Source organism: Pararcticibacter amylolyticus (assembly GCF_003130405.1).
In the GTDB taxonomy this organism is placed as follows: Bacteria; Bacteroidota; Bacteroidia; order Sphingobacteriales; family Sphingobacteriaceae; genus Arcticibacter; species Arcticibacter amylolyticus.
This window is the reverse complement of the sequence record NZ_QEAS01000016.1, coordinates 30,339-55,999: the sequence shown is the minus strand read 5'-3', so window position 1 is coordinate 55,999 and position 25,661 is coordinate 30,339. Positions and strand designations below refer to the sequence as shown.

General features: G+C 47.3%; 13 protein-coding genes. 7 read left to right on the top strand and 6 right to left on the bottom strand.

Annotation, left to right across the window (positions count from 1 at the left end):
* Positions 1 to 5: 5 nt before the first annotated feature.
* Entirely contained in the window at positions 6 to 8,693 is an 8,688-nt protein-coding gene (locus tag DDR33_RS18130; RefSeq protein WP_158280801.1) for an Ig-like domain-containing protein, read from the bottom strand.
* A gap of 174 nt (positions 8,694 to 8,867) precedes the next feature.
* On the opposite strand from DDR33_RS18130, the gene DDR33_RS18125 reads away from it, so the two are divergent.
* The 7 genes from DDR33_RS18125 to DDR33_RS18095 all read left to right on the top strand — a co-directional run bounded on the left by DDR33_RS18125 (position 8,868) and on the right by DDR33_RS18095 (position 19,274).
* Positions 8,868 to 9,449, top strand: a complete 582-nt coding sequence (locus DDR33_RS18125; RefSeq protein ID WP_109417224.1) for an RNA polymerase sigma factor — start codon at positions 8,868 to 8,870, stop codon at positions 9,447 to 9,449.
* Positions 9,450 to 9,514: 65 nt separating this feature from the next.
* Positions 9,515 to 10,675 (top strand): FecR family protein, encoded by a 1,161-nt coding sequence (locus DDR33_RS18120; protein WP_109417223.1) that lies wholly within the window; start codon positions 9,515 to 9,517, stop codon positions 10,673 to 10,675.
* Positions 10,676 to 10,834: 159 nt separating this feature from the next.
* Positions 10,835 to 14,194, top strand: a complete 3,360-nt coding sequence (locus DDR33_RS18115) for a SusC/RagA family TonB-linked outer membrane protein (protein WP_238387853.1) — start codon at positions 10,835 to 10,837, stop codon at positions 14,192 to 14,194.
* A gap of 15 nt (positions 14,195 to 14,209) precedes the next feature.
* On the top strand, positions 14,210 to 15,676 hold the full coding sequence (locus tag DDR33_RS18110; RefSeq protein ID WP_109417222.1) for a RagB/SusD family nutrient uptake outer membrane protein: 1,467 nt from the start codon (positions 14,210 to 14,212) through the stop codon (positions 15,674 to 15,676).
* Between the two features lie 19 nt (positions 15,677 to 15,695).
* Positions 15,696 to 16,550, top strand: a complete 855-nt coding sequence (locus DDR33_RS18105; RefSeq protein WP_158280800.1) for a DUF4843 domain-containing protein — start codon at positions 15,696 to 15,698, stop codon at positions 16,548 to 16,550.
* 26 nt (positions 16,551 to 16,576) lie between these two features.
* The gene (locus DDR33_RS18100) at positions 16,577 to 18,124 is read left to right on the top strand and encodes a PKD-like family lipoprotein (RefSeq protein WP_109417220.1); all 1,548 of its coding nucleotides are present in this window, start codon (positions 16,577 to 16,579) and stop codon (positions 18,122 to 18,124) included.
* Positions 18,125 to 18,152: 28 nt separating this feature from the next.
* On the top strand, positions 18,153 to 19,274 hold the full coding sequence (locus DDR33_RS18095) for a TlpA disulfide reductase family protein (RefSeq protein WP_109417219.1): 1,122 nt from the start codon (positions 18,153 to 18,155) through the stop codon (positions 19,272 to 19,274).
* A 60-nt stretch (positions 19,275 to 19,334) separates the two neighbouring features.
* On the opposite strand, the gene DDR33_RS18090 is transcribed toward DDR33_RS18095, so the two are convergent.
* The 5 genes from DDR33_RS18090 to DDR33_RS27000 form a co-directional block, all read right to left on the bottom strand.
* On the bottom strand, positions 19,335 to 20,060 hold the full coding sequence (locus tag DDR33_RS18090; RefSeq protein ID WP_109417218.1) for a siderophore-interacting protein: 726 nt from the start codon (positions 20,058 to 20,060) through the stop codon (positions 19,335 to 19,337).
* A 74-nt stretch (positions 20,061 to 20,134) separates the two neighbouring features.
* Positions 20,135 to 20,986, bottom strand: a complete 852-nt coding sequence (locus tag DDR33_RS18085) for an AraC family transcriptional regulator (RefSeq protein ID WP_109417217.1) — start codon at positions 20,984 to 20,986, stop codon at positions 20,135 to 20,137.
* A gap of 71 nt (positions 20,987 to 21,057) precedes the next feature.
* Positions 21,058 to 24,120 (bottom strand): beta-L-arabinofuranosidase domain-containing protein, encoded by a 3,063-nt coding sequence (locus tag DDR33_RS18080; RefSeq protein ID WP_109417216.1) that lies wholly within the window; start codon positions 24,118 to 24,120, stop codon positions 21,058 to 21,060.
* A gap of 163 nt (positions 24,121 to 24,283) precedes the next feature.
* A complete protein-coding gene (locus DDR33_RS18075) occupies positions 24,284 to 25,336 on the bottom strand; it encodes a hypothetical protein (RefSeq protein WP_146198806.1) in 1,053 nt (350 codons plus the stop codon).
* A 236-nt stretch (positions 25,337 to 25,572) separates the two neighbouring features.
* The coding region (locus DDR33_RS27000) for a DUF2281 domain-containing protein (RefSeq protein ID WP_202913786.1) at positions 25,573 to 25,661 on the bottom strand (89 nt) is incomplete at its 5' end.

The window sequence follows — 25,661 nt, the reverse complement described above, 5'->3', positions numbered from 1 at the left end:
CCGGATCAGTACTTCAGAACAATGTAGCCTGTCATCAGTTTTGAAACTCCATCTTTCTTGTACTCGAACGTATAGAAGTACGTTCCTGCCGGCAGGTACCCGGTATGATACAGTTGACCGGCAAAAGACCTTCCGTGAGGAATATAGATATCGCCTGTAGGGTACGTTTTGCTGTCGAACATCCTGGTGCCGTTGCGGTTGAAGAGCACCAGGCGGTGTTCCGTCACATTGCTGAGGCCTTCGATATACAATTCATCATTTATTCCGTCGCCGTTAGGGGTGATGATCTTGTTGATCCGGATCTCTTCACCCACAGGATCGAATACCTTCAGTTCCGTTTCGGCGGTAGCCGGAAGATAATCTTCATTTCCAGGGTGAGATGCAATGATTCTTGCCGTTCCGATACCCAGAGGACTCAGGCTGGTACCCGAAATACCTGCTACAAGCGGGTTTGAGCTGATCACTTCAACCGGCAGGCCGGAAGAAGAGCTCACCGTCAGCGAATAAGGAGCCCCATGCCTTTCCATTTCCGGCAGAGGCATCAGGGTGATCCGCTGACCCGCTTTAGCGATCACCAGCTCAACCGATACGGTCGCCGGATCAAACCCGGTTGCAGAAGCCTGCGAAATGGTCAGCGTAGTAGTCCCTGCGTGATAGATTTCCACGATCCCGTTTTCGTTAATAGCAGCTACCTGCTTGTTGCTGCTCCAGTAGGTGAATCGTGCAGGGCTGTTGCTTGTTGCTTCCAGTTTAAAGGCAGCGTCACCGTAAGTTTTGGCAGGGATAGCAGCAGGCTGTATGGTCGTATTCCCTTTAGGAACGGCAACGTTGATAATGACAGCATTTGCCCTTTCGCTCCTGTTTCCGGCAGCATCTACTATCACCACGCGGATGGTATGTTCGCCTTCTGTAATAGGCTCTGTGAACGTGTATTCCCATTTGCCATCGGCTCCTACCTTTGCTTCGCCCACTTTCTTCCCGTCAACATAGATCTCTACTGTAGTACCAGGCTCTGCAGTACCTGTCAGGGTGGGAGTATTGGTTTCAACTTTCCCGTTATTGCTGCCTGTTACTTCCGGTGTTTTGGGTTTCTCCGGAACCTTTGTATCTACGATAATCTTAACCGGAGCAGAAGGCTCGCCTGTATTGCCAGCCTCATCACGTATGCGGATGGTCACCTCGTGTTCTCCCTGTGCCAGTGCCGGATTGAATGTATATTGCCATTTCCCGTTTTCATCTGACCTGGTTTCGCCCACTTTCACGCCGTCTATATAAATCTCTACAATTACGTTAGGTGCAACCACCCCGTTGATAGTCGGAGTATCGGTATTTACATGTCCGTTGTTGCCAGGTATACCCGGAGGCTCGGGCTGATCCGGAATATCAATATCCACGATAATGATGACCGGAGAAGAAGGTTCCCCTTTGTTCCCTGCTTCATCCCGGATCCGGATACGTATTTCATGTTCCCCTTCAGAAAGCGGCGGGTTGAACGTGTATTGCCATTTTCCGTTTGCATCTGCTTTCGCTTCGCCAACCTTCACCCCGTCTACATACACCTCTACGATCGCATTCGGTTCAGCGGTTCCGCTGATGGTCGGGGTGGCGGTATTCACATGTCCGTTATTCCCCGGTTTATCCGGAGGCATTGGCTGAACCGGAGGCTCGGTATCTACATAGACCACGACAGGAGGTGCCGGATCGCTGACAGTACCTGCGCTGTTCCGTATCCGGATAACGATCTCGTGCCTGCCTTCGCTAAGCGGCGGGTTAAAGGTATATTGCCAGTTGCCATTAGCGTCTGCTTTAGCTTCACCTACTTTCACTCCGTCAACATAGATCTCTACCGTAGCATTCGGCTCCGTTACTCCGCTGATCGTCGGAGTGGAGGTATCGACATGCCCGTCATTGCCTGGTTTCCCGGGAGGTTCGGGTTTGCCGGGAACGCTGGTGTCGAGTGTGACTTTACTGCCGTCAGTAGTGGATGACCGTGAAACCCCGGTGTTGCCTGCCGGGTCACTGTATCCGTCTATTGCAATTTTAATGTTTCCGCTGGCGTCTGCTGCTTCCGATTTGTTCATGGAAGCTTCTGCTTTATACCAGAATGCAGTCGGGGTGGAACGGGCAGCATCGGCTTTTACCGTTACCATCTGGCTGCCGATCTGTATCTTATAACCTCCTGTAATATTCAGTTTTAGTTCTTCACTGGCCAGGAAGGAAACGGTCACCATGTCGCCTTCTTTTGCCATGCTTGTATTTGTATTGGCCGATGCAATACTGATCGTGCTGATCACAGGTTTTACCTGGTCGACCGTGTAAGCCTCCCCTGAGGTATACCCGCCTGCTATTGCGTTTCCGGTAGCATCGGAAATGCCCGTGCCAGAAGTATTCAGGTCCATGCGGATGGTGCCGCTTCCTGTCACGGGTACTGTTACCATGTATTCGGCTGCCGTTGATCCCGGATTCACCGAAATGGTGCCTGCAGTAAGACCGGTGACAGATGCACTGAAGTCGCTGGCATCTACGCCCGATACATTTTTGCTGAAGGTAATTTTATAAGTTACCGAAGCCGCATTCGTAAGGGCTGCCGCAGGGCTTTGTCTCACGATACCGGTGACTGCCGGGAGTGCCTGATCAATCGTGTAGACCTGACCTGAAGTGTAGCCTCCCATGATGGCATTGCCACCGGCATCGGCGATTCCTGTACCGCCGGACTTTAGGTCCAGGCGAAGGGTGCCGCTTCCTGTCACCGGCACTGTCACCAGGTATTCAGCAGCAGTTGCCCCCTGAATAATGGAAATAGTACCTGCTGTAAGACCAGTACCTGCGGTAGTGTAAAAATCAGTTACATCCACACCCAGCACCGGTTCGCTAAACGTAACTTTGTATGTGACGCTGGCCGCGTTGACATTAGCAGCCAGAGGATTTTCCCTTAAAATACTGCCAACTGAAGGTTTTACCTGGTCGATCGTATACACTTCACCGGAAGTAAACGCCCCTGCGACCGCATTCCCTGAAGCATCATAGATACCCGTTCCACTGGCCTTCAGATCCAGACGGAGGGTGCCATTTCCTGCTACCGGCATGGAAACCAGGTATTCAGCTGCGGTAGCGCCCGGAGTTACCGTTAAGGTACCGGTAACAACACCAGTGCTGGCTGTTGCGGTAAAGTCTGGAGCATTTACCCCCGAGACATTTTCGCTGAATGTCACCTTGTATGTTACTGAGGAGGCATTTGTAACTCCAGTTGATGGTGTTTGACGCGCGATGTTGCTGATCAGAGGACGGGTTTGGTCAATGGTATAGACTTCACCCGAGTTATATCCTTCCTGTACCGCATTGCCGACCGGATCGGCGATCCCTGTGCCGGAATCTTTGAGGTCGAGCCGGATGGTTCCGTTGCCGGTCACCGGTACGGTTACCAGATATTCGGCGGCTGATGAACCCGGGCTAACCGAGATGGTACCGGCTGTCAGGCCAGCGGCAGTAACTGCCGTGAAATCGGCGGCATCCACGCCGGATACATTTTTGCTGAAGAGAACTTTATAAATTACTGAAGTGGCGTTGTTATTTGCCGCCGACGGCATTTGCCTGGTGATACCGGCCACAACAGGGTATGTCTGATCAATGGTGTAGCTCTCCCCGGTCGTGTATCCGGAAGAAATCATGTTGCCTGCGGGATCCGAAATTCCTGTTCCCGATGCCTTCAGGTCGAGACGAAGAGTTCCATTGCCTGTTACCGGCACACTCACCAGGTATTCAGCAGCAGAAGAGCCTTCCGTTACCGAGAGGGTCCCGGCAGTAAGACCGGTGCCCGCTACCGTGCTGAAGTCAGCGGCGTCCACGCCCGATACAATTTCGCTGAAAGTAACTTTATAGGTAACTGAAACCGCATTGGCCTTCGCTGTAGAGGGCGTTAACCTGGTAATGCTGGTTGCAGCTGGGGTTATCTGATCGATGGTATAGATTTCGCCGGAGGAATATCCGCCTGAGACCGTGTTACCTGATCCGTCTGTAATGCCCGTTCCGGAAGATTTCAGGTTAAGCCGGAGGGTACCGTTTCCTGTAACCGGTATGGTAACAGTATATTCAGCTGCGGAAGCACCAGCAGTAACCGACAGAGCACCGGCTGTCAGGCCGCTTCCAGCTGTTGTGCTGAAATCAGCAGCGTCTACACCCGATACATTTTCACTAAAGGTGACTTTGTAAGTAACCGAAGCAGCATTGGTAACAGCAGCTGCCGGTATTTGTCTCAGTATACTGCTGACAGCAGGCAGCGCCTGGTCAATGGTATACATCTCACCGGAAGTAAAGCCTCCGGGGATGGCATTGCCCGCAGCATCCGTGATGCCCGTTCCGCTTGCCTTCAGGTCAAGGCGGAGTGTTCCGTTGCCGGTTACCGGGACTGTTACCAGGTATTCAGCGGCATTAGAGCCGTTTACGACAGTAATTGTTCCTGCAGTAAGGCCGCTGCCTGCGGCAGCACTGAAATCCGGCGCATTTACGCCGGTTACATTTTCACTGAAGGTCACTTTATAGGTAACCGAAGCGGCATTGGTGTTAGCCGCCAGCGGCGTCTGCCTCGCAATGCTAGTCAGGACAGGCTTTGTCTGATCAATAGTATAGACCTCGCCTGAAGTATATCCGCCTGCAATTGCATTTCCTGTAGCATCTGAAATACCCGTTCCGCTGGCTTTCAGGTCAAGGCGAAGTGTTCCGTTGCCGGTGGCAGGGATGCTCACCAGGTACTGAGCTGCATTGGCTCCATTGCTGACCGAGATGGTCCCTGTAGTAAGACCAGTCCCTGCGGCCGCTATGAAGTCAGGTGCGTCTACACCTGTTACATTTTTATTGAAAGTAACTTTATAAACAACCGGCGAAGCATTAGTAGCAGCTGTCGCAGGTGTTTGTCTGACGATTGAACTGACAGCAGGTACGTCCTGGTCGATCGTGTAAATTTCTCCTAAAGAATACCCTCCCAGGATCGTATTCCCCACAAGGTCGGCAATGGCTGTACCCGAAGATTTCACATCCAGGCGCAAGCTGCCGCTTCCCGACACCGGTATACTCACCATATATTCTGCTGCTGTAGAGCCCTGCGAGACTGTAAGCGTTCCGGCAGTAAGGCCGGGGCCTGCCGTCGCGTTGAATGCAGTTGCATCCACACCATTTACATTTTCGCTAAAGGTTACTTTGTAAGTAACCGACGCTGCATTTGTAGTGGCAGTAGCAGGCGAATACCGAACGATGCCTGTAGTTTGAGGTTTGGCCTGGTCAATGGTATAGAATTCGCCGGAAGTATATGCGCCCGCAACCGTGTTGCCTGCCGCATCGCTGATCACAGACCCGGCTTTCAGATCCAGGCGTACGGCACCGCTTCCGGTTACCGGTACACTCACAAGATATTCTGCATCCGTAGAGCCGGCTGTAAGCGTGACCGTTCCGGCTGTAAGTCCGCCGCTTGTTGTCGCATTGAAGTGAGCTGCCTTTACACCTGTTACATTTTCAGTGAAGGTAACTTTATACGTCACGGAGGAAGCGTTGGTATTCGCCGCAGCAGGAGATTGTTTCACAATGCTGCTGACAGCGGGTACCACCTGGTCTATGGTATAAACTTCACCCGCAGTATAAGCCGGAGCTGCATTTCCAAAGTCGTCGTAAATATCGGTACCCGGTTTCAGATCAAGCCGGAGAGTACCGTTTCCGCTTAAGGATGGCAGGGTTACATCGTAAATGGCTGGTGAAACAGCCGCAACTGTTATGGAGCCTTTACCGATGTTACCTGAAACGACTATAGCTGCGAAGTCTGAGGCATCGACGTTATTCACTTTTTTCGAGAAAGTGACGCGGTAAGTAACCGAAGTGACGTTAATATTTTCTGTGGACGGCGTTTGTCTTACAATGCTGACAGACGGCGGAGTCTGATCGATCGAATAGGCCTCTCCCGAATTATATCCTCCTGAGACAGGGTTGCTTACCCAGTCGATAATTCCGGTTCCCGAAGCGTTCAGGTCAAGACGGAGGTCTCCTGTTCCGCTAACTGACGCTACCGTAACATCGAATTCCCGTCCGGAGAGTACCTTAAGAGTTAACCCGCCGGTACTGACTCCTCCGGAAGTTACAGCGGAGAAGTCTGTTGCATCTACTCCCGACACGGGTTCTGAAAAAGTCACCCTGTAGGTAAGCGATGTTGCATTGGTATTGGAGTTTAAAGGAGCCATTCGTACAATACTGCTTACAGCAGGTTTGGTCTGATCAACAGTATATTCTTCACCGGAAGTATAGCCTCCCGGAATCGCATTAGATGCAAGATCGGCAATACCCGTGCCTGTATCTTTCAGATTGAGCTTCAAGGTGCCGTTTCCGGTTACCGGAACTGTTACCTTATATTCTGCTGCTGTAGATCCGTTAGTTACGGTAATTGTTCCGGCGGTAAGTCCGCTGCCGGCAACAGTACTGAAATCAGGCGCATTTACACCTGTTACGTTTTCGCTGAAGGTGACTTTATAAATCACAGACGTTGCATTGGTATTAGCCGATGCAGGAGTCAGCCTGGTAATGCTGCTGACGACCGGTTTCGTCTGATCGATGGTGTATACCTGTCCCGGGGGGTAAGCTCCCGTTGTTTCATTTCCTGCCGGATCGGTAATCCCGTTTCCTGATGTTTTCAGATCAAGCTGAAGATTTCCGTCTCCGGTAACGGGAATGGTTACATTATATTCTGCTGCCGTGGTACCCTGAGCCATCGTCATAGTTCCGGTAGTAAGGGTGCTGGCTGCTGTTATATTGAGGTCTGTCAGATCCAGGCCTGTTATGTTTTCACTGAATGTTATTTTATAAACCACACTTGTTGCTTTCGTTAGTGAGGCAGTGGGTGTGGCTCTCGTTATACCTATTAAAGAGGGGCTGGTACTATCATAGGTGATGCCGCCGGGGGATGATGTAGTGCCTGTATTGCCTAAATTGTCGCTGGCACTGATGCTGTAGCCGAATGTTCCCTCTGTGTCAGAGCTGGTCATCGTGTATACTGCTTTCCAGGCGTTTGTGCCGGTGCTGGTTACAGTTGCGGTTTTGCCTCCGATAGTGACAGAAGGTGTGCTCACGCTCTCGCTTGTTGAAAACGTAAGAGAGATAATATTTCCGTTTTTAGCCAGAGAAGGATTGCTGTTATTACTGGCGAAGGTGATGCCGTTGAAAGAAGGGGCCTGGCGGTCGACGGTATTTTGAGGACTGGTTATTGAGTTTATGATCGCTGCGCTTCCGCCGTTTCCCGTTTGTGTTACAAAAGATAGAACATCTGTTACGTTATCAGGAACGGAAACGGAGATCTTCCACTGTGTATTGCTAGTTCCTGCTACCGGGGTTGCGCTTGTTAAAGCGGATTTCTGACTGGTAAGGTTAAAATATTTCGTGTAATTGGTTTCCAATCCTGTAATCGCCGCATTAAATGAGACTATGAAGTCCTGGCTGGCGCTGTTGTTATTCGCGCTTTGTCCGGATACACGGCTGATGCCTGTACACGTCACACCCTTTCTTACAGCGAAAGTTGAACCTCCCCATGCCAGATTTGTATAGACAGAAACATAACTGGAACCTCCATCCACCAAGGCAGGAGTTGAACTGCCCCAGGTACCTCCATTTCCTTGTTCACCCGACATATTCTCGCCCCATCCCCATAGTGATCCATTTGTTTGTATGCCCATAGAATAATATGAACTAGAGGAGACGGATGCCCAGGTGCTTCCGGGCATTACTTCCGTGGGTGTCAGGATCTTCGTGAGTGACGTAACACCTGCCTGCCCGCTTCCATTGGATCCCCATACCCATAGTTTTCCGTTATTTTGGATGGCGAATGCCGTACTTCCATGGGAGCTGATCTGCGTTATATTAGCGAGTGAGGGAACTTGTTGAGGACTCAAGCGGTTTGTCGTGGTTCCATCTCCTAAATTCCCTGAAAGATTATTTCCCCAGGCAAACACTGTTCCGTTTTGCTTTAAGCCGATACCTGTTTCCTGTCCGGCCTGTATATCAACCCAGTCGTTATCATTTCCTGCCAATACCCAGCTAAGACGTCTGCTTGTCGAACCATCGCCTAACTGGCCTTTAGCATTACCTCCGCAGGCAAATAGATTCCCGGCAGTTGAGATAGCATAGCTGTAAGGAATTGTCCCATTATTTGAAGGGCCCGCTGCGATTTTTTTAACATTGTAAAGCACAAGCCGCCTGTTGGCAAACTGACTTCGTTCTGCGGTGGTTCCGTCTCCCAGGTTTCCGTAGTTATATCCCCACGTCCAGAGTTCTCCATTTGTTTTTAGCGCTAAAACGTGAGCCCAGCTGACTGCAACAGCAGCCCAGTCGCTTTCGTTTCCCAATTGTAGAATATCGAATTTATCAGTTGCTGAATTGTAGGTATTTACGGTCCATGAATTGTTCCCAACCCCCCAAAGCGTACCGTCCTGCTTAATAAAAACGGTAAAGTCGTCTCCCGCTGCTACAGCTTTCCAAGCTGGGTTGGCCACTAATTTGGGTACATAGCTAGTGTTAGAAGTTCCATCCACGAGAATGCCTCTGAAATTACTTCCCCACGAAAATTGTGTATTTACCTGTGCCTGAGTTGTTTTAAGTCCGCATATTGTCAAAAGAAGCAAAGCAACAGCAGAAGATGTTTTGAAGTTTTTAAAAGTAGTTATCATTTCATAGTTAAAATAAACCGGTCCGGAAACCGTCATCCATTACCTGATGCTTTTTTACGGGAGGGGATTTTTATGGTTACGGTTTTTTGCCGGCGGGGTAAAGTGAAGCGTATTGACCAAAAACCTGCTTCCTCAAAGAGCTGAAAAATATATATTTGTAAAGCGGGGATATAAATGACGGAATATAAACTATACGATGATCAGCATCTGGTTCAACTCATGCGGAGTGATGAACGTGCGTTCGCAGAGATTTATGACCGGTACTGGGATAAAATGCTTGGAGTTGCCTATAATCGTTTAGGAAACCTGGAGGAGGCTGAAGAATGTGTCCAGGACGTCTTGTATAAATTGTGGAAGCTAAGGGAAGACCTTGATCTGGTGAGTCTCGAACTACGGAGCTACCTTGCAAGGGCTATCCGCAACCAGGCATTTAATATTCTTGACCGCCGGTATCGCGAACGCGTAAAACACGGAAATTATACTCCAACTGAGGATATCTATCTCCTCTCTCCCGAGCGGGAACTGATTATACGTGAGTTGCAGCAGCAAATTGACGATTCTATTAACGCTTTACCCCCGCAGTGTCAGCTTGTGTTTAAACTTAGCCGTCAGCAAGGTCTTTCCAATAAAGAAATTGCAGAAACATTGAATTTGTCTGAAAATACTGTCAAGTCACATTTGAAAAAGGCAAATAAAGATATTCAGGGGAATATAAAATTGCTGACGACCCTGGTTTTTTTCTATACTTTTTTGTAAAAATAAATTTTCCCACTCACCCTTCGTTTGATTTTGTCTGTCTATAGAGGCAGAACACCAGCAGAATGTCCGACAGGTACGAATATATAGAGCAATTAGTATTTAAGTTCAATACCGGTAATATCAGCCAGGAAGAATTTCAGGTTTTACTGGATTGGTATAACGAACACGACGATCAGGAGGTTGTCATCCGGTTAAGGAAACACGATTCTTATGAGACGTTGAAATCACGAATGTTCACCAACCTTATGGACAGGATCAGGGATGAGCGTCCTAAGCCATCCCGTCGGTTTCTCCGGCTGAAATGGATTGCCTCAGCAGCAGCTATTCTTCTCGTGGCGGCAGGCTTATGGATAACCTTTGAATATAAAGCCGCTAAGTCCGGCGGCGATTCAGCCGCAGGCATAGAGCCAGGAGGGAATAAAGCCACCCTCACGCTTTCGGATGGCAGAAGAATAGCACTGAGCAGTTCGCAGCCCGGAATCGTATCGGGAAACCGGATCACGTATACAAACGGGGCACCTGTAGAAAATGCTTTGCCGGACCATTCGCAAGGTACCCGGCAAAGCATGATCTTACAAACTCCCCGGGGCGGGACCTATAAACTTGTACTGCCAGATGGAAGTGAGGTTTGGCTGAATGCTGCATCAACACTAAAATATCCTTCGCAATTTGAGGCGGATAAACGCATTGTTGAGCTGGAAGGGGAAGCTTATTTTCATGTAAAACCGATGTTCCGGAAACACGGGGAGAATATTCCTTTTAAGGTCATCAGCAACCGGCAGGTTGTAGATGTTCTTGGTACGCAGTTTAACATCAGTGCCTATCCCGGAAGTGACGCTGTGAAAACAACGCTCGTGGAAGGGAAAGTTGCGGTGACCTCTCCAAAAAAACGTTTTATTCTTACTCCTAATGAGCAGGCTGTCACTACAGCTGCTACGACCACAGTCAGCCTCGTTAACGCGGGTAATTATACAGCCTGGCGCGATGGCAAATTCAGCTTCGACAATAAGACTTTTAAAGAGACTATGGACGAAATAGGGCGCTGGTATGACCTCGACGTTGATTATGAAAACGGGATACCGGATGAAGAACTTGCCGGTGATGCTTACCGGAGTCAGAATATCCATTTTGTTCTCCGCCTGCTTGATGTAGCAGAGATCGAATACAGGCTGGATGTGACGCATCGTAAATTAACTATCAAAGGAAAAAAGAACAGATTTTAAACACCCTTAGATCAATGATGATATGAAATAAACTTTACTATAAAAAAGACTGCCCTTATGCCAAAAAAGGGAAGGGACCGCCATCCCTTCACCTTAAAGATCTGAATGGCAGCAGTCAATCTGGTTGAACAAGCAGACATTCCATCCAAATTAAAATTAATGAATATTTACTACTTAACAAGAGTGATGAAGATCATCATGTTATTTCTTTTAGCGGGCTTTCTAACGGTAAGCGCTTCCGGTTTTTCGCAGCAGATTACTCTTAAAGGAAAGAACATTCCGTTTTCAGCGGTGGTGGATGCCATTCGCAAACAAACAGGATATACGGTATTTGGTACAAAAAAGACACTGGAAAGTGTGGGGGCATTGACGCTGGACGTTGAAAATATGCCTCTGGCGCAGTTCATGGAAAAGATTACCAGTGATCAGCCTGTCAGTTATGAGATAGAAGACAAGGTTATTTCAATTTCCGGAAAGGCTAAAACAGAGGCGACCTCTGCACCCGTTGTTGTCTCCTGGCAGCAGCAAACCGTTTCGGGGGTAGTACGTCAGGCTGATACCAAAGAGCTTTTGCCGGGGGTGAGTGTGCAGATTAAAGGTACGAGTACCGGAACCAGGACAAACGGAAAGGGAGAGTACAGGCTGATTATTCCTGTGTCTGATAAAAAGCAGGTATTAATTTTCTCGTTTATAGGGATGAAGAAGCTTGAGGTGCCTTATCAGAAGCAGGAAAAACTTAATATAGAACTGGAGACCGACGAGCAGGCCATGAACGAAGTGGTTATCACAGGGATCTATCAGAGGGAACGGGAGAGTTTCACGGGTTCTTCTGCCAGGTTTTCAGCAAAAGATTTACAGGTCGTAGGTAACCAGGGGATTCTTCAAAGCCTGAAAACGCTGGATCCTTCTTTTGCCATTGTAGAAAACAATACCTTCGGTTCGGATCCAAACCGTTTACCGGATATTGAGATACGCGGCAAAAGCAGTGTCATCGGGTTAACAGATGAATTCAGTACAAATCCAAATCAACCTCTTTTCATATTAGATGGCTTTGAGAGTACACTGGCAATTATCAGTGATCTCAGTATGGACCGGGTGGAGAGCATTACCCTTCTGAAAGACGCCAGTTCCACCGCAATATATGGTTCAAAGGCTGCTAATGGCGTAGTCGTTATAGAAACAAAACGTCCAAAAGCAGGACAGCTCCGCATAAACTACAGTCTGAACAGTTCGGTCAGTTTCGCAGATCTGACGGATTACAACCTGATGAATGCCGAAGAGAAATTACAGTTCGAATATCTTTCCGGTTTCTACGGAAAGCTAAACGAAGAAGGAAATTTCATAGTCGGTCCGGGTAACGAAGCCTCCCAGGCGAATTATTACAACCGTCTTAAGGAAGTTCGCAGAGGAGTGAACACTTATTGGGCAAATGAGCCCCTCCGGACTGCACTGAGCCAGCGGCACACACTTTTTGCCGAGGGCGGAGACGCCAGCCTGAGGTATAGTGTTTCATTCAGCTATGGCGATAACCAGGGGGTGATGGAAGGTTCGGACAGGAAGACAACTAACGGAAACGTTCGGCTGATGTACAGAAGAGGGAATGTGTCGGTGAACAACTCTCTTAGTATTGACCATGTACGAGCCGATCATGAGACCCTGAGCTTCTCCGATTTTTCAAGGGCTAATCCATATTACCGGAAATATGATGCAACGGGTAATATCAATAAGCTGCTTGAATCCTATACATATTCCGACGAAAACCTGGTTCCGCATACTGTCAATATTTATAGTCCGTTTTACGATAAGAACAACCTGAATATCGACCGCGATGAATCTGAAGGCTTTACCAACAACTTAGAAATGGAGTGGCGGATCATTGAACCGCTCCGTGTGCGTGGCCGCCTGGGTATCCGCAGTACTACAACGCGTGATGTATTATTCCGCTCTCCCTTCAATACTGAGTTCGAGGGTACTGATCCTCTTCAGAAAGGAAAATACAATGAAGCCAACGGCAAAAATCTTACCTATGACAGTGACCTCGCCCTGACTTTCGGAAAGCTGTTTGCCGAAAAGCATATGGTGAATGCCGTGGCTGGTACACGCTTTGAGCAAACCAGCAGGCGCCTGGGGGCCAACCAGGTACAGGGTTTCATTGACGATGAATTTGCTAATCCTAATTTCGCCCTCGGTTATGAGGCCGGTACGCGGACTGGCTACCAGGAGTCAAAGCGGCGTGCGGCCAGTTTTTTCATGAACCTGGGATATTCATATGATCAGCGGTACCTGGTTGATGCCACTGTAAGGTCTGATGGTTCTTCCATTTATGGTTCCAGCAGGCAGTTTTCTACTATATGGTCATTCGGGTTGGGCTGGAACATACATAATGAGCCCTTTTTTGCAAATAGTGCGTCTGAATGGTTCAGCCAGCTCCGTCTTCGCGGATCCATAGGAAATCCCGGTAATCAGAATTTTGATGACTATATTTCCATGCGGATCTACCGCTATAATACAGAAAAGCGCAATCCGTTCGGAGCGAGTGCCATCATCAGCAATATGGGAAATCGTGGTCTGCGCTGGCAAACCACTCTCGACCGAAATATTGGCGTCGATCTGACCACTTTGCACAGCCGTCTGCGTTTCACCATTGATTATTTTGTAAAGAATACCGATCCGCTGTTGGTTTTGGTTTCGCTTCCATCCTCTACTGGTGTCACCACCGTTGCCCAGAATATCGGCGAACAGTCAACGCGTGGTTTCACTCTTACTACAGATTACACACTTCTGAAGAGAAAGCAACTCAACTGGAGGGTCAATCTCAATATGCGCCAGATAAAAGCAGAGTACAGCGATATGGGTAACAAGCTCAGCAATTTTAACGAAACAAATAAGAGCCGTAATCTCGTCCGGTATTACAACGGAGGCAGCCCATCGGATCTCTGGGCAGTTCGTTCCCTTGGAATTGATCCTGCGACCGGGCGTGAGATCTTTCTGAACAAAAATAATGAGCAGACCTTCGTTCATAACTACGATGATGAAGTGGTGGTTGGCAATAGCGAACCAGATCTCGAAGGTATCATCGGAACAAGTTTTACATACAAAGGATTCATGGCTTCCATCAACCTGCGTTACCGCATCGGGGGGCAGGCGTTTATGCAAACCCTATATGAAAAGGTGGAAAATATCTCATCTGCAAAGGTTGCCCTTAACCAGGACCGGCGGGCATTATACGACCGGTGGAAGCAACCCGGTGACAATGCCCGGTTTAAAGCAATCTCGAGTACAGAGTATACTCCGATATCTTCCCGTTTTGTAGCAGACAATAATGCACTGATCGGCGAGGCCTTTTCATTAGGATACGAGAATACCACGGCTAGCTGGCTTAAGTCTGTCAGGGCCTCTTCCATTACACTGAGGGCTTATATGAACGATATCTTCTATATCTCAACGATTAAGAATGAGCGGGGTATTGATTACCCCTTTGCAAGATCAGTTTCTTTCTCAGCGGCGGTCCGCTTTTAACAGAATTAAGTAAATATGAAAATAGTATATAAACTGTCTCTCTGTCTTTTTCTAAGCATGCTTTCATTTTCCTGCAAAAAATGGATCGACGTTCAGCCTACCGACAGGCTTGGCGAAGATCAGTTGTTTATCAGTAAGGAAGGCTACATGAAGGCACTCAACGGCGTATATGTAGAAATGGCCAATAATGCTCTGTACGGTAAGGAGATGACGGCCGGAGCAATGGATGTACTGGCCCAGTATTATTACATGACGCTTACGACACATAGTTATTACGAGTATACAACTTTTGTTTATACCAGTGAGCGTACCAAAAAAACATTTGACAACGCCTGGCGCAAATCATACGAACTGATTGCCAACTGCAATGTCATCATTGAAAAATGCGGAGATGCCCCCGGCCGCACCTTGCCGCAACCGTATTACGGGATTATAAAGGGTGAAGCTCTTGCACTCCGTGCTTTTCTGCACCTGGATATGCTTCGCTTGTTCGGTCCTATATATACGGAGGATAATAAAACCAGGCCAGCTATTCCATACATATCGAAAACCGGATTTGAGATTGCTCCGATGCTTAGTTCAGAAGAAGTCATGCAGCATGTTACGGATGATCTCAAGAGCGCTTTATCATTGATGGAAGATACCGATCCGATCCGTACAGAGGGTGTTCGTCATGGAAGTAATCCGGCGGGATCTAACGATCTTTATTACCGGCAATACCGGCTGAATTTTTATGCTGCTAAAGCTCTTCTGGCGAGAGCTTATTTATGGCAGGCCAATAAAAGTGAAGCCCTGGCACAGGCTCAGGAATTGTTAAGTGAGATCCAGTCGTCAGACAGGACAGTCTTTCCTTACGTTACGTTCGCGAACGCAACGCATGCAGAACGCCCTGATCGCGTGTTTTCTACCGAAGTGATGTTTTCGTTATATGACAATGACCGGTTGAAAATGTACTCCAGCCTTTTCGACGTCAACCTTCAGGCTGGCAGTAAATTGTCTTTTAACGGAGGAGGCACCGACGAATCCCGGGTGAAGAACCTATATGATGACGACAACGACTACCGGCGCCGTATCTGGCAGATAGTATCCTCCGGAACTGTTACTGCGCTTACCAATCTCAAATACCAGGACGTGACCGATGCTCCCGGGCGGTATATGATCCCGCTGATCCGCCAGAGTGAGGTACTGCTTATTGCTGCCGAATGCAGCCCCGACCTGGCCAGCGGCATCGTCTACCTGAATAAGGTGAGGGCCAGCCGTAACGCTGTCAGCTTAAATCCTGCAACGGAAACCGCTTTAAAAACCGCGATCACCAATGAATTCAGAAAAGAGATGATAGGGGAGGGGCAACAGTTTTTTTATTATAAGAGAAATGCGATGCAGACTATCCCCAGTCATTCGTCATTGGCAGGCACTAAAACTATGGTCCTCAATAACTATGTCGTTCCCCTGCCCGATAGCGAAATATCACAAAGAAATTGAAAGAATAAAAGAAAATATCATGAATAAAAATCAATTGATAGCTCTTCTGTGTGTTTTGTCCTCTTTTTTATGGAGTTGTGAAAAGGAAATCATGGAATACAAAGGCAGGGAAGGCGTATATTTTGCAGTACAGCATGGTTCGTCATCACTAAGTATCAGCCAATGGCCGTACCAGCCCTACAGCAATGTTGAATTTCTTCGTCTTACCGGGGATGACGTGCTGTTTCCTATGAAGGTGATGATCACTGGTCCGGTAAAACAATATGACCGTACTTTCCGGGTAGAGGTAAATCCCGATTCCACTACGGCAATTCAAGGTGTGCATTACGAAGCTATACAGGAAGAGTGGACCATTCCTGCCAATGCTGTTTTTACTACGATTCAGGTTCGTTTAAAACGGACTCCGGATCTGCGTGATACGGAAAGAACCCTTGGATTGCGGCTTGTTGCGACTAGTGATTTTGCTTTGTCGTTCCCTGAATGGGATGCTATCCCTTCTCTGACCGGGGGATCGATTGTTCCGGAATTTGATGCCAGCCTGCATACGCTGAGGATCAATGACATTATGGTACAACCGTCTGTCTGGAGAGGGTCAATACAATCCGGGAACCGCGAATCGGGACTATGGGGAGCATTCAGCAGAAAAAAAATGGAGTTTTTAATGGAAAACCTTGGCCTCTCTTACCAGGATTTTGCATCCGAACAGATGATGCCGCTGGCCCGTTCGATGCAGGTCAAATCTGATGCAGCAGCCATCCTGATTGCGCGGTACAATGCAAAAACACCCGTATTGGAAGATGACGGACGTTTAATGTATATCGAGTCTGTTCCATGGACTTCCTATATCGGGGTGCCCTGGGTTCCGGAGCAATAGTATTCACTTAATATCGAAAGAAATTCATGAAAATTTATCAATATACGATCGTTTTTCTGTTCGTTTTGCTTGGTTCATGCAGTAAAGACCTTGGCAATTATGACTATACAGATATCAATGAACTGGCCATTACAGGTATTCAAAGTAATTATACAGTACTCCGGAATGTCGATACGCTGCGTATCAAACCGGTCATTTCGGCAACTATGGACGGTGGAGATCAATCGCGTTATGAATACCTGTGGATTTTAACGGCAGGTAAAGACATGACGGATACGATTAGCCGGGAACGCGATCTGGAGTATCCCATTTTATTAAATCCGGTTCCTTACAGCCTCTATTATCATGTTCTGGATAAACAAACCGGGGTAGTCTGGCGCTTTAATTCAAGGTTGACAGTCAATACACCTTTTTCCCGTGGTTTATTGCTGATGGGAGAAGATGAGGAAGGATATGCTGAAGCCGAAATGCTCTCTATGCTGAACGATACCATTCAGATGAAACATTTATTATCAGAGAGCGGACTCCCGCGCCTGCGTGAGCCGGTGAGCTTCCTGCACACCGGCGGGATCTCTGACTCCTACAATAAGCTGTGGGTACTCACCGGTTCGGGATCATATTATCTCAACCGTATTACTATGAAAACGAAGACGGACAGCAGTATGAAGCGCTTGTTGTTTATCTCAGATCAGATCAGTCCGGAAACATTGCATCCCGTTGTTATTGCTCCCCAAATCCGGACAGCAGCAGGAGCCACTGGTAACAGCTATAACCGCGCAATACTGACAAAAGGAGGAGATATCTTCGCCTCCCAGATGCTGATCACAGGTGGGGATTATTATAACAATCCCGTTAACCGCGTTGCCACAGCCCAGGAAGAGCGGCTTGCCGCCGCACCCTACCTGCTTTATGCGATTGGAAATATGACGTCAGTGATCTGGTACGATACGAAGAATCAGCGCTTTTTGAATTATTCATCCTTTGGGCTGGCGACAAATTCGGCTGTGCTCAGTGATGCTGCAGGAAGTGCTTTTCCCTGGAACCAGGCGGGGACGGGCCGCACGCTTGTCTATGCCGAAAACACACGGAATACAGACGGAGGCTCAACTAACGGTAACTCATTTGCCATTATGAAGGACGCTGCAAATGTTCACTATATATATAAATTCTATGCAAATGGCGGGAGTCCGGTGAAAAGGGCTTCATATACTATAAAGCCAATAGCTGATGATTTCGCCAACGCTGACTTTTATGCATTTTCATCTAACCGGACCGTGGTATTTTATTCTGTTCACAACAAGCTCTATGCATATGATTATAATCCCGGGAACGAAAAGATTTACTCTTTAGCTGAAACGGGAGCAGACGAAATCACAATGCTTAAGTTTGACACCCAGATCGACTATCTGACCAACAGCCTGTATATCGCCACTTACAATCCTGCAACAAAGGGAACATTACGCCGCTTTATTGTCGGAAGTAATCCCGATTTTGTCAATTTATTGCCTGCAGAGAATTCAACATGGCAGGGGCTGATCAAAGTAAAAGACATCAACTGGCGTGCAGTCAATTAAAGACGGGGTATAAATCAGAGAAGATATCATGATGAACATAAGAACGATAAAAGTGATCCTTTCGCTGTCCGTAAGTCCTCTCCTGGCTTTTTCCCAATCGGGTACCTTTGCCATCGGGGGAAAAGTGCCTCAACGGTATAACGGACAATTTGTAAAAATCTATTATGTAAATGGTGAAGCCAAAGTTGCAGACAGCAGCATGGTAAAAAAGGGGGCATTTACCTTAAAAGGAGACCTGGTTGCACCTGTGCTTGGCAAGTTAAGTTTCGGTAACTCAGAAGCCGGTGACCGTATTGACGTGTTTCTGTCTGCCGGAACCATTCGCGTTTCGGCTAAAGATTCGATCCGGCATGCAACTGTAAAAGGTAACGAACTTACGGAAGTGCATGAACGCCTGGCCAGGCAGCTCAGGCTGGCTGATGATAAAATATACGACCAGTTCAACATGTATAAAAATATGCCTGAAGGCGAGGCGAAAAAAGCGTACATAGCCAGGCTCATGAAAGAGCTCAGCAGCTATTCCGTTCAAAGGAGGGAAGCCATCCATAAATTCGTTACAGAGAATCCGGCTTCGTACGTGTCACTTTATTATCTGGACAAGAGTGCACCGGCAAGCGTTGTGAACTATGAAACCACCTATCCCTATTTTGATAAGTTAAGTGCCGGATTGAAAGCTACACCACTCGGCAAACAGTTGGAAGCAAGATTGCTGGCTGCAAAGAATAAGCTGAACGGTCAACCGTATAAAGATTTCGTATCCATCACACCGGAAGGTAAGTCGCTCAGTCTGAAAGAGGTAGTCGGCAAAAACAAATACACCCTGTTAGATTTCTGGGCAAGCTGGTGCGGACCCTGCCGGAAGGAAAATCCCAACGTAGTCAAAACGTTCAATGCTTTTAAGGATAAAGGGTTTACGGTACTGAGTGTATCACTCGACAATGATTCTGCCAAATGGAAACAGGCTATTGAGAAAGATGGAATGCCGTGGTACCACGTCTCCAGTTTAATGGGCTGGAAGGAACCTGCCGCTGTGCTTTATGGTATCCGGGCTATTCCGCAGAACTTATTGATTGATGATCAGGGCCGGATCGTAGCAAGTAATTTAAGGGAAGAAACGCTGTATAATAAGGTGAGGGAATTGTTAAAATAAAAAGTTGCGTCAATATATTGCAGCCGTTCTGAGTAAATCAGAACGGCTGTTAGGTTTTTTTTACAGCCCTATTTTCCCTTCCACCCAATAAGGTTGTGTCCTGATATTCCTGCTGTTCACTCCCTTTTCTTTCAGGGCTTTTCTGAAGTTTTGGATCGACCGGCCGTTTCCCATTAGGTAGAATGAGCCGTTCTGCCATAATTCCCATACGCGGTCGGGCAGGTTTTGTAAAAATGAGATGGCATTTTGGGCCTTATTGATTGATGAAGAAACGATATCAAGGCCATATCTTGTCTTAAGCTCATAATGCATGGTATCCTCATTGAGCTCCAGGATCCCGATATAGTTCTGCCCGTTCTCTTCAATTACCTGCTTCAGGCTTTTAAATAACCCGATAGTGGTTTCATCCCCAAAGAAGAAATGATATTCGTACTCTTTTTTATATAGATCCAGTCCGCGTGGAAGCACGATATTAACGAGGTCATCTAACTCCAGTCCGTCGATGTAGCTGCTGCCTGGCCCGTTGCCGTGCAGATGGAAAATTACCTCGAATACCCCGTTTTCACTATCCCAGAATGAAGGAGTATAATTACGGAAGTTTGTTTCATTCACCCTGATGGAAATGGCTTGTCCGGGTTTAAAGTTTACTCCGGAAAGATCTCCTCTGAATTTTATAGTCTTGATAAAGGGATGCAGGTGATTGATTTCAGCAACTATCACTTTCCTGTTAAACCCGCTAAAGACATTTTCCAGTACGTCTGCAACCCATTTTGGAACTTTTGGCATAACCTAATCTTTTGACTGCAAAGTACCGCAATACCGGAGGTTAAAAGATTATATAAAAACAGGCAGTCATTGGACTATTCGCGGAATCTTTTCCTGAATCCAAGCGGTGTTTCGTTCGTGAGCTTTTTAAATAAACGGGAAAAGTAGGTATGATCTTCAAAGCCAAGATCAAATGCGATTTTCTTTACGTCATCATTAGTATAGTATAGGTTTCTTTTTGCTTCTAAGAGCATCGTCTGTTGGAGGAACTGGGTAACAGACAGACCGGTAGTAACTTTAACACAATCGTTCAGGTGCGAGGTAGTGATGTGCAGTCTTTCTGCAAAAAAAGAAGCGGTATGAAGGAACGAATGTCCTCTGACTAGTTCTTTAAATTTTTGAGTAATTCTAAAGGATTGAGTCTTATTATGTGCGTTCTTTTGGCCGGATATCAAAAAATGAGAAGCGGCATTAATGATGAGCGCATTCAGCAGATTTGTCGTGATCTCAGTTTTGAAGATATTGTCTGCGACGAATGAATTGTACAACATCTCAGCCATTTTAATAATGCCGTTCATATCCGCAGGCAGCAGTTTAATACATTGCCCCTCCACTGTAGTATTCTCAAAGATATCCCTGCAAAATTCCGGCACGAGAAACGGTGCTATACTCATAAAATAGGCATCGGCATCGTGGCCGGTCGAATCGGCCGAATGAACCTGGTAGGGCTTCATCAGGAATATACTTTGGGATTGGATACTTATAGTGCCCATGTCGCATTTCATCTTGCCGCTTCCTTTAATCACGACAGCAAGGATATAATATTCATCCCGATGTTCCTCCGGCAGGTCGGTATACTCTTCCTGGTTATGGAAATGAGTGATATCGAGGCCTCCGACAGCAGTTGTCTTTTGCTGGTGGACCGGGATTTTAGCTGATGCAGGCATGATACAAATGTATCATTTCTAAATATTATTATTCAGTCCCGTATCTTTCATGAGGTCCTCAGAAAGGCCTGTTATTTCAGCTGAACATTGAGATAGACAGAATGGCGACCGTACGTGTCGTAAAATGGTTTAAAAACAACATCATCAATTGTGAACTGCAACTGCTGAGGATCACCTTTGATGGATTTGCTGATATCCTGAGCGTCGAGGGTTATTTTACGCCAGTCTTTGCGGGCTTCCGGTTCCTGGGCCGCCAGTAATACCGGGCCGTAAAACAAACTGGCTATGTTGGGCTGGTCCATAACCGGATCCAGGTGAAACTGGAAGGGCATTTTCAGATCTATCACATCGCCGTCTTTCCACTTGCGGTCTATTTCCAGGTAAGTGCCAGGTTTTGCAACCAGTTTTTGTTCTTTGCCGTTAATCTTTACAGAAAAACCTTTAGTGGCCCAGCCCGGTACGCGTACATGGACCGCAAATTTACCGCTGCCGTTGATGGTCAGGCGTGTTTGATCTTCCTTAGGGAAGCTTGTCGTTTGTTTTACCGTTACCTTGCGTTCTTTCCATTGCAGAACCGAAGGGATATACAAGTTGACATAAAGCGCCTGGTCATCCTTACTTTTAAAGTAAATGGAGTTTTGCAGTTTGGTGCTGCTCTCAATCGCTGTACCGTTGCAGCATGTGAAACCCGTCATATCCGGATTACCGAATTGTTTGACAGAACCGGGCCTGAGCGGTACGTGGTAGGTATTAGCGGGACTGTTTTCTGCTACAGAAGCCAGGATATGGTTATATAATCCACGTTCGTAATAGTCCATTAACTCCCCACGCTGGTCGAACTGAAAAAGGTCGCTGGTCAGTTTCAGCATATTATAGGTTGCGCAGGTTTCATTCTGCCCCCCGGCTGAGAAGCCGTTTTCGTACAAGGTTGCAGGCTGGCTGATGAAGCATTCCGCATTAGCGGGGTTACGCGCGCCGGCCACGCCTCCGATGCTGTACATATAGTCATTTACTGCTTTATACCAAAAGTTATCGGCTACCCGGTAATATTCAGGGAGGTGGGAGACTTCGTACATTTCGATGCTTCCTACAATTTGCGGTATATGCTGGTTAGCATGCAGGCCGCGGAAAGTATCGACGTTTTTGGCGAGACCATGCGAATGTTCCGCATCGCCAAAAAACACTTTGATATTATCGAACAGCTGTGCTGTTTGCAGATACTGCGGTTTACTGGTGATCCGGTACATGCGGGCCATCACTTCATTCATCCCCCCGAACTCTCCGGCGATGTACGTATTCCACATCCTTATAAGCGTTGCACGGGGCAGCTGGCTCAAGCGTGCATATACCCAGTCACTCATGCCTGTTGCTATTTCAAGAGCCTTTTTATTGCCGCTCACTTCGTAAACATCCAGTAAACCAGCCAGAATTTTATGCAGGGTATAATATGGAGCCCAAACCTGGTTATTCTGACCTCCGTATTTGGCGCCTTTCTCCAGCATGATGAACTGGTCCGGAGGGTAGGCACTGATAAATCCTTCACCCCAGTTCCAATAATCTGTGCGGATGCCTGTGTCGCTGAGATCCGAGTCGTAATCCGATTTTCCGGAACCGGGAGGTACCGCCCTGGGATCAGATACATGAGCACCGCCAGTTTCTTTCGCCTTTCCGGATAATTTTGACAGTTCGTAAAGGCTGTTCACCATATATGTCATTTTCGCGGAGAAATTCTCCTGAAGAGACTTGTCATACCCCGTGCTGGCGTAAGCCTGTGCGATTGCCGTCAGATAATGCCCTGTGGCATGCCCCCTTAATTTGGTGTCCTGACTATCCCATACCCCCAAAGGTTTCGCGCCCTCAGGCTGTGTCTGGCCAAAAGCCTGGCGAAACATATAGAGAAAGGAGTTAGGGTCTGTCTTTGATAATGTTGTGATAAACTTATCCCGGTTTTCTATGAATTTCGTTGTGTGGCCATCAACATCCGTTTCCAGTGAAACTTGTCCCAGACTGAATGTTGTCAATTTCGAATCCGGTGTTTGGGTTTTTCCTGGCTCTTTTACAGTGATAATTGCCTTAGGCTGAAAATCCGTCCCTGCAACGCGCCCGGTAATGTTGTAGTGCCCTGGCTGAAGAACTTCGCTATTGTCGGCAGGAGCAGGCCACAGTACCCGAACTTTCGGACCCTCGATTCCATCTTTGTAAATGCCCTCTACGTAACCAGGCAGACGGGGTAAATCCCCAGCTTCAGTTTCCACTTCCACATCCGGTACTTTTACTAAATACGCATTGTAGAGCTGTGTTTCAGTTTTGGTGAACTGCTGGAGATTGTCTTCAGGTTTTCCTGTATTGACCGCATTTTCCTGGGCGCTTCTCAATGCATTGTAATAGATTCCGGCAACCTGTCTTCTTGTAAGCGGCACACGGTAGATCCGGAAATCGTGTATCATCGCATTGAGATAAGGGTCTTCCGGGGACAGCGATTTTCCTATATAAAGCAATTTCTTTTCTCCTGCCTGCTGAATGAACATGGCGGCTAACTCTGCCGGAATATTCTTTGCTTCACCTGCAGGCTTACTGTCAATATAGGTAGTCAGCGTTCTGGATGGAACATCTATTACGATAGCCAGGTGATGCCATTTATTCATCTCTATAGCCGGTGAAACCGCTCTGCTTTCCTTTCCCTTTGCCGTAATGAACGCCTGATATTCTTCCTGTCCTTTCGTACCGGCAGGAGCAGCAGAAAAGTGAGCGGTCATGTCCTTCCCGAAATCAAAAAAACGCTGTCCGGGCTGCTTTGAGCGCAGGTAAATCCATCCGGATATACTAATCGATTCGATATCTGTCAAAGCATCTCCAGGGATTGTAATAAACGTGTTTTTATCCCCGGGGAGGGACAGTACCTTCCCGAATCGTTCATCCTGAATGAATTTCACTCCAGTGCCCTGAGCCTTTGCATGCAAATTATTCCGTGACCAGTCTTTCGTGTCACCGTTAAAGACATAACGGGCAATCATTCCGGTTTCTCCAATTCCATCTAATATCTGATCTCCGCTCTGAGCCCGGACTGAGTTAACGGCCTGGATTAAAATAGCAACAGAAAGAATGGTGCGCAGGAATACCTTGTACATTTTCATGCTTAAAAGTATTAAGAAACCTGGTGTTCCTGTAAGTATATTTTAGCTAAGAAACGTAAGATATTAACAGGTTAGTAATGGGTTGTGCGGGGAAGGGAACAAGAGGGCCGCCAGATCTGTTACAGACAGGCGGCCCGGTTCAACATCCAGAAAAAAAAGATTTTTAAAAATAAACGTTCATATATTCGACGATGGCTTCTGCAATCGAATCAGCATATCCGGGCCTGGTATTGTCATCAAAGCGAACATCCTGGTTAAATTCAAGCTGGATTGCCGAAACTGTTCCTCCCTGCCTGGACCCATGTCTTGCAGTGTTGTATCCTCCATCGAAGTATTTTCCGTCTGTGAATACCGAAGTATCTCCGGGTTCGGGATAAAGCTTGCTGGGCGTAACAATGAACGGAAAATGATTCATCATCAGAGTGCCCAGAGCATTGTTTCCGCGTATCAGTGACGTCATTGTCACACTTCCCGGCTTCACCATGTACTTAATGCTGCTCTTCCATGTTAAATTGCCAAGTGTAGAATAATAAGTAGTGAAATCGTTCTTAGCAAGCAGGTAGCCAGCTTCTGTTCTTTGAGGGGTATGAGCGTTGCCATGAATATCCAGTAAAAGCACTTCTCCGTTAGCAGAAGCGGTCGTTTTTGCATCTTCGATGAAATCATGAAACGCAGTCCATGCATTTATCGCATTCTGGTCGCCCTGCGCCGCCACTTCAACCCGCCGGTTCGCATCCAGCTTAGCCCTGTGCAGGTAGTTGAGGATCACATGAGGCCTCAGTCCCGTCTGCGCTTGAATAGCTGCCGCTATTTCCTGTGCCAGTTCTTTGGTCTTGCTGTCGGGAGTGTCCGAGAAAGTCATGTCGTTATTGTAAGGATCAGCAGGAAGTGTGGGATAAGAATAAGTGTCAGTACGGGTATGCATGTAAGCGGGTCTGGTGGTGCCTCCATGCGGGGCTGTCAGGATCAGCTGAGAACCGGGGTCTCCGGCAATATATTCAATTGCCAGGAATGAACTTGCTTCTCCGTTGGGATCAGTAACCCTGAATGAATACTTCTGACCAGGGACATAGGTGGCAGAATCTGAAGTTTTGGCAACGGCCTTCGAACTGACTGTGTTTTCTTCAGAAGCCGGACTTTGCAGATTCTTTTCGCAGGATGAGGCTACAAACAGATAGCAGATCATCGCCACATGGGCAAGTTTAAATAGTTTCATAAGATTTGTTTAATTAAGATGTTTTAAGGAATAGAGTGTTTTTCTTGCCGGAAGGACCGTTTTAATTTGTTAAGAAAGGTAGTCTACCAGATTATTCTAACAGGATAGTGGTGGAAAAATTGATCCCGGGTTAATCACATTCTCGGCTTCAATAGCCTGTCTTGCAGTGCCAGATAAAGAATCGTCTCCGGAAATGAACCAGATAAAGGTATGTGTGTCAAGTAAATTATCAGACATCACATGTAATCCTTAAAATCCTCAATAGGATCGTCGAAATCATCGTGCATTATAAACATTCCCCTGGCACTTCCAAACTGGGGTTTGG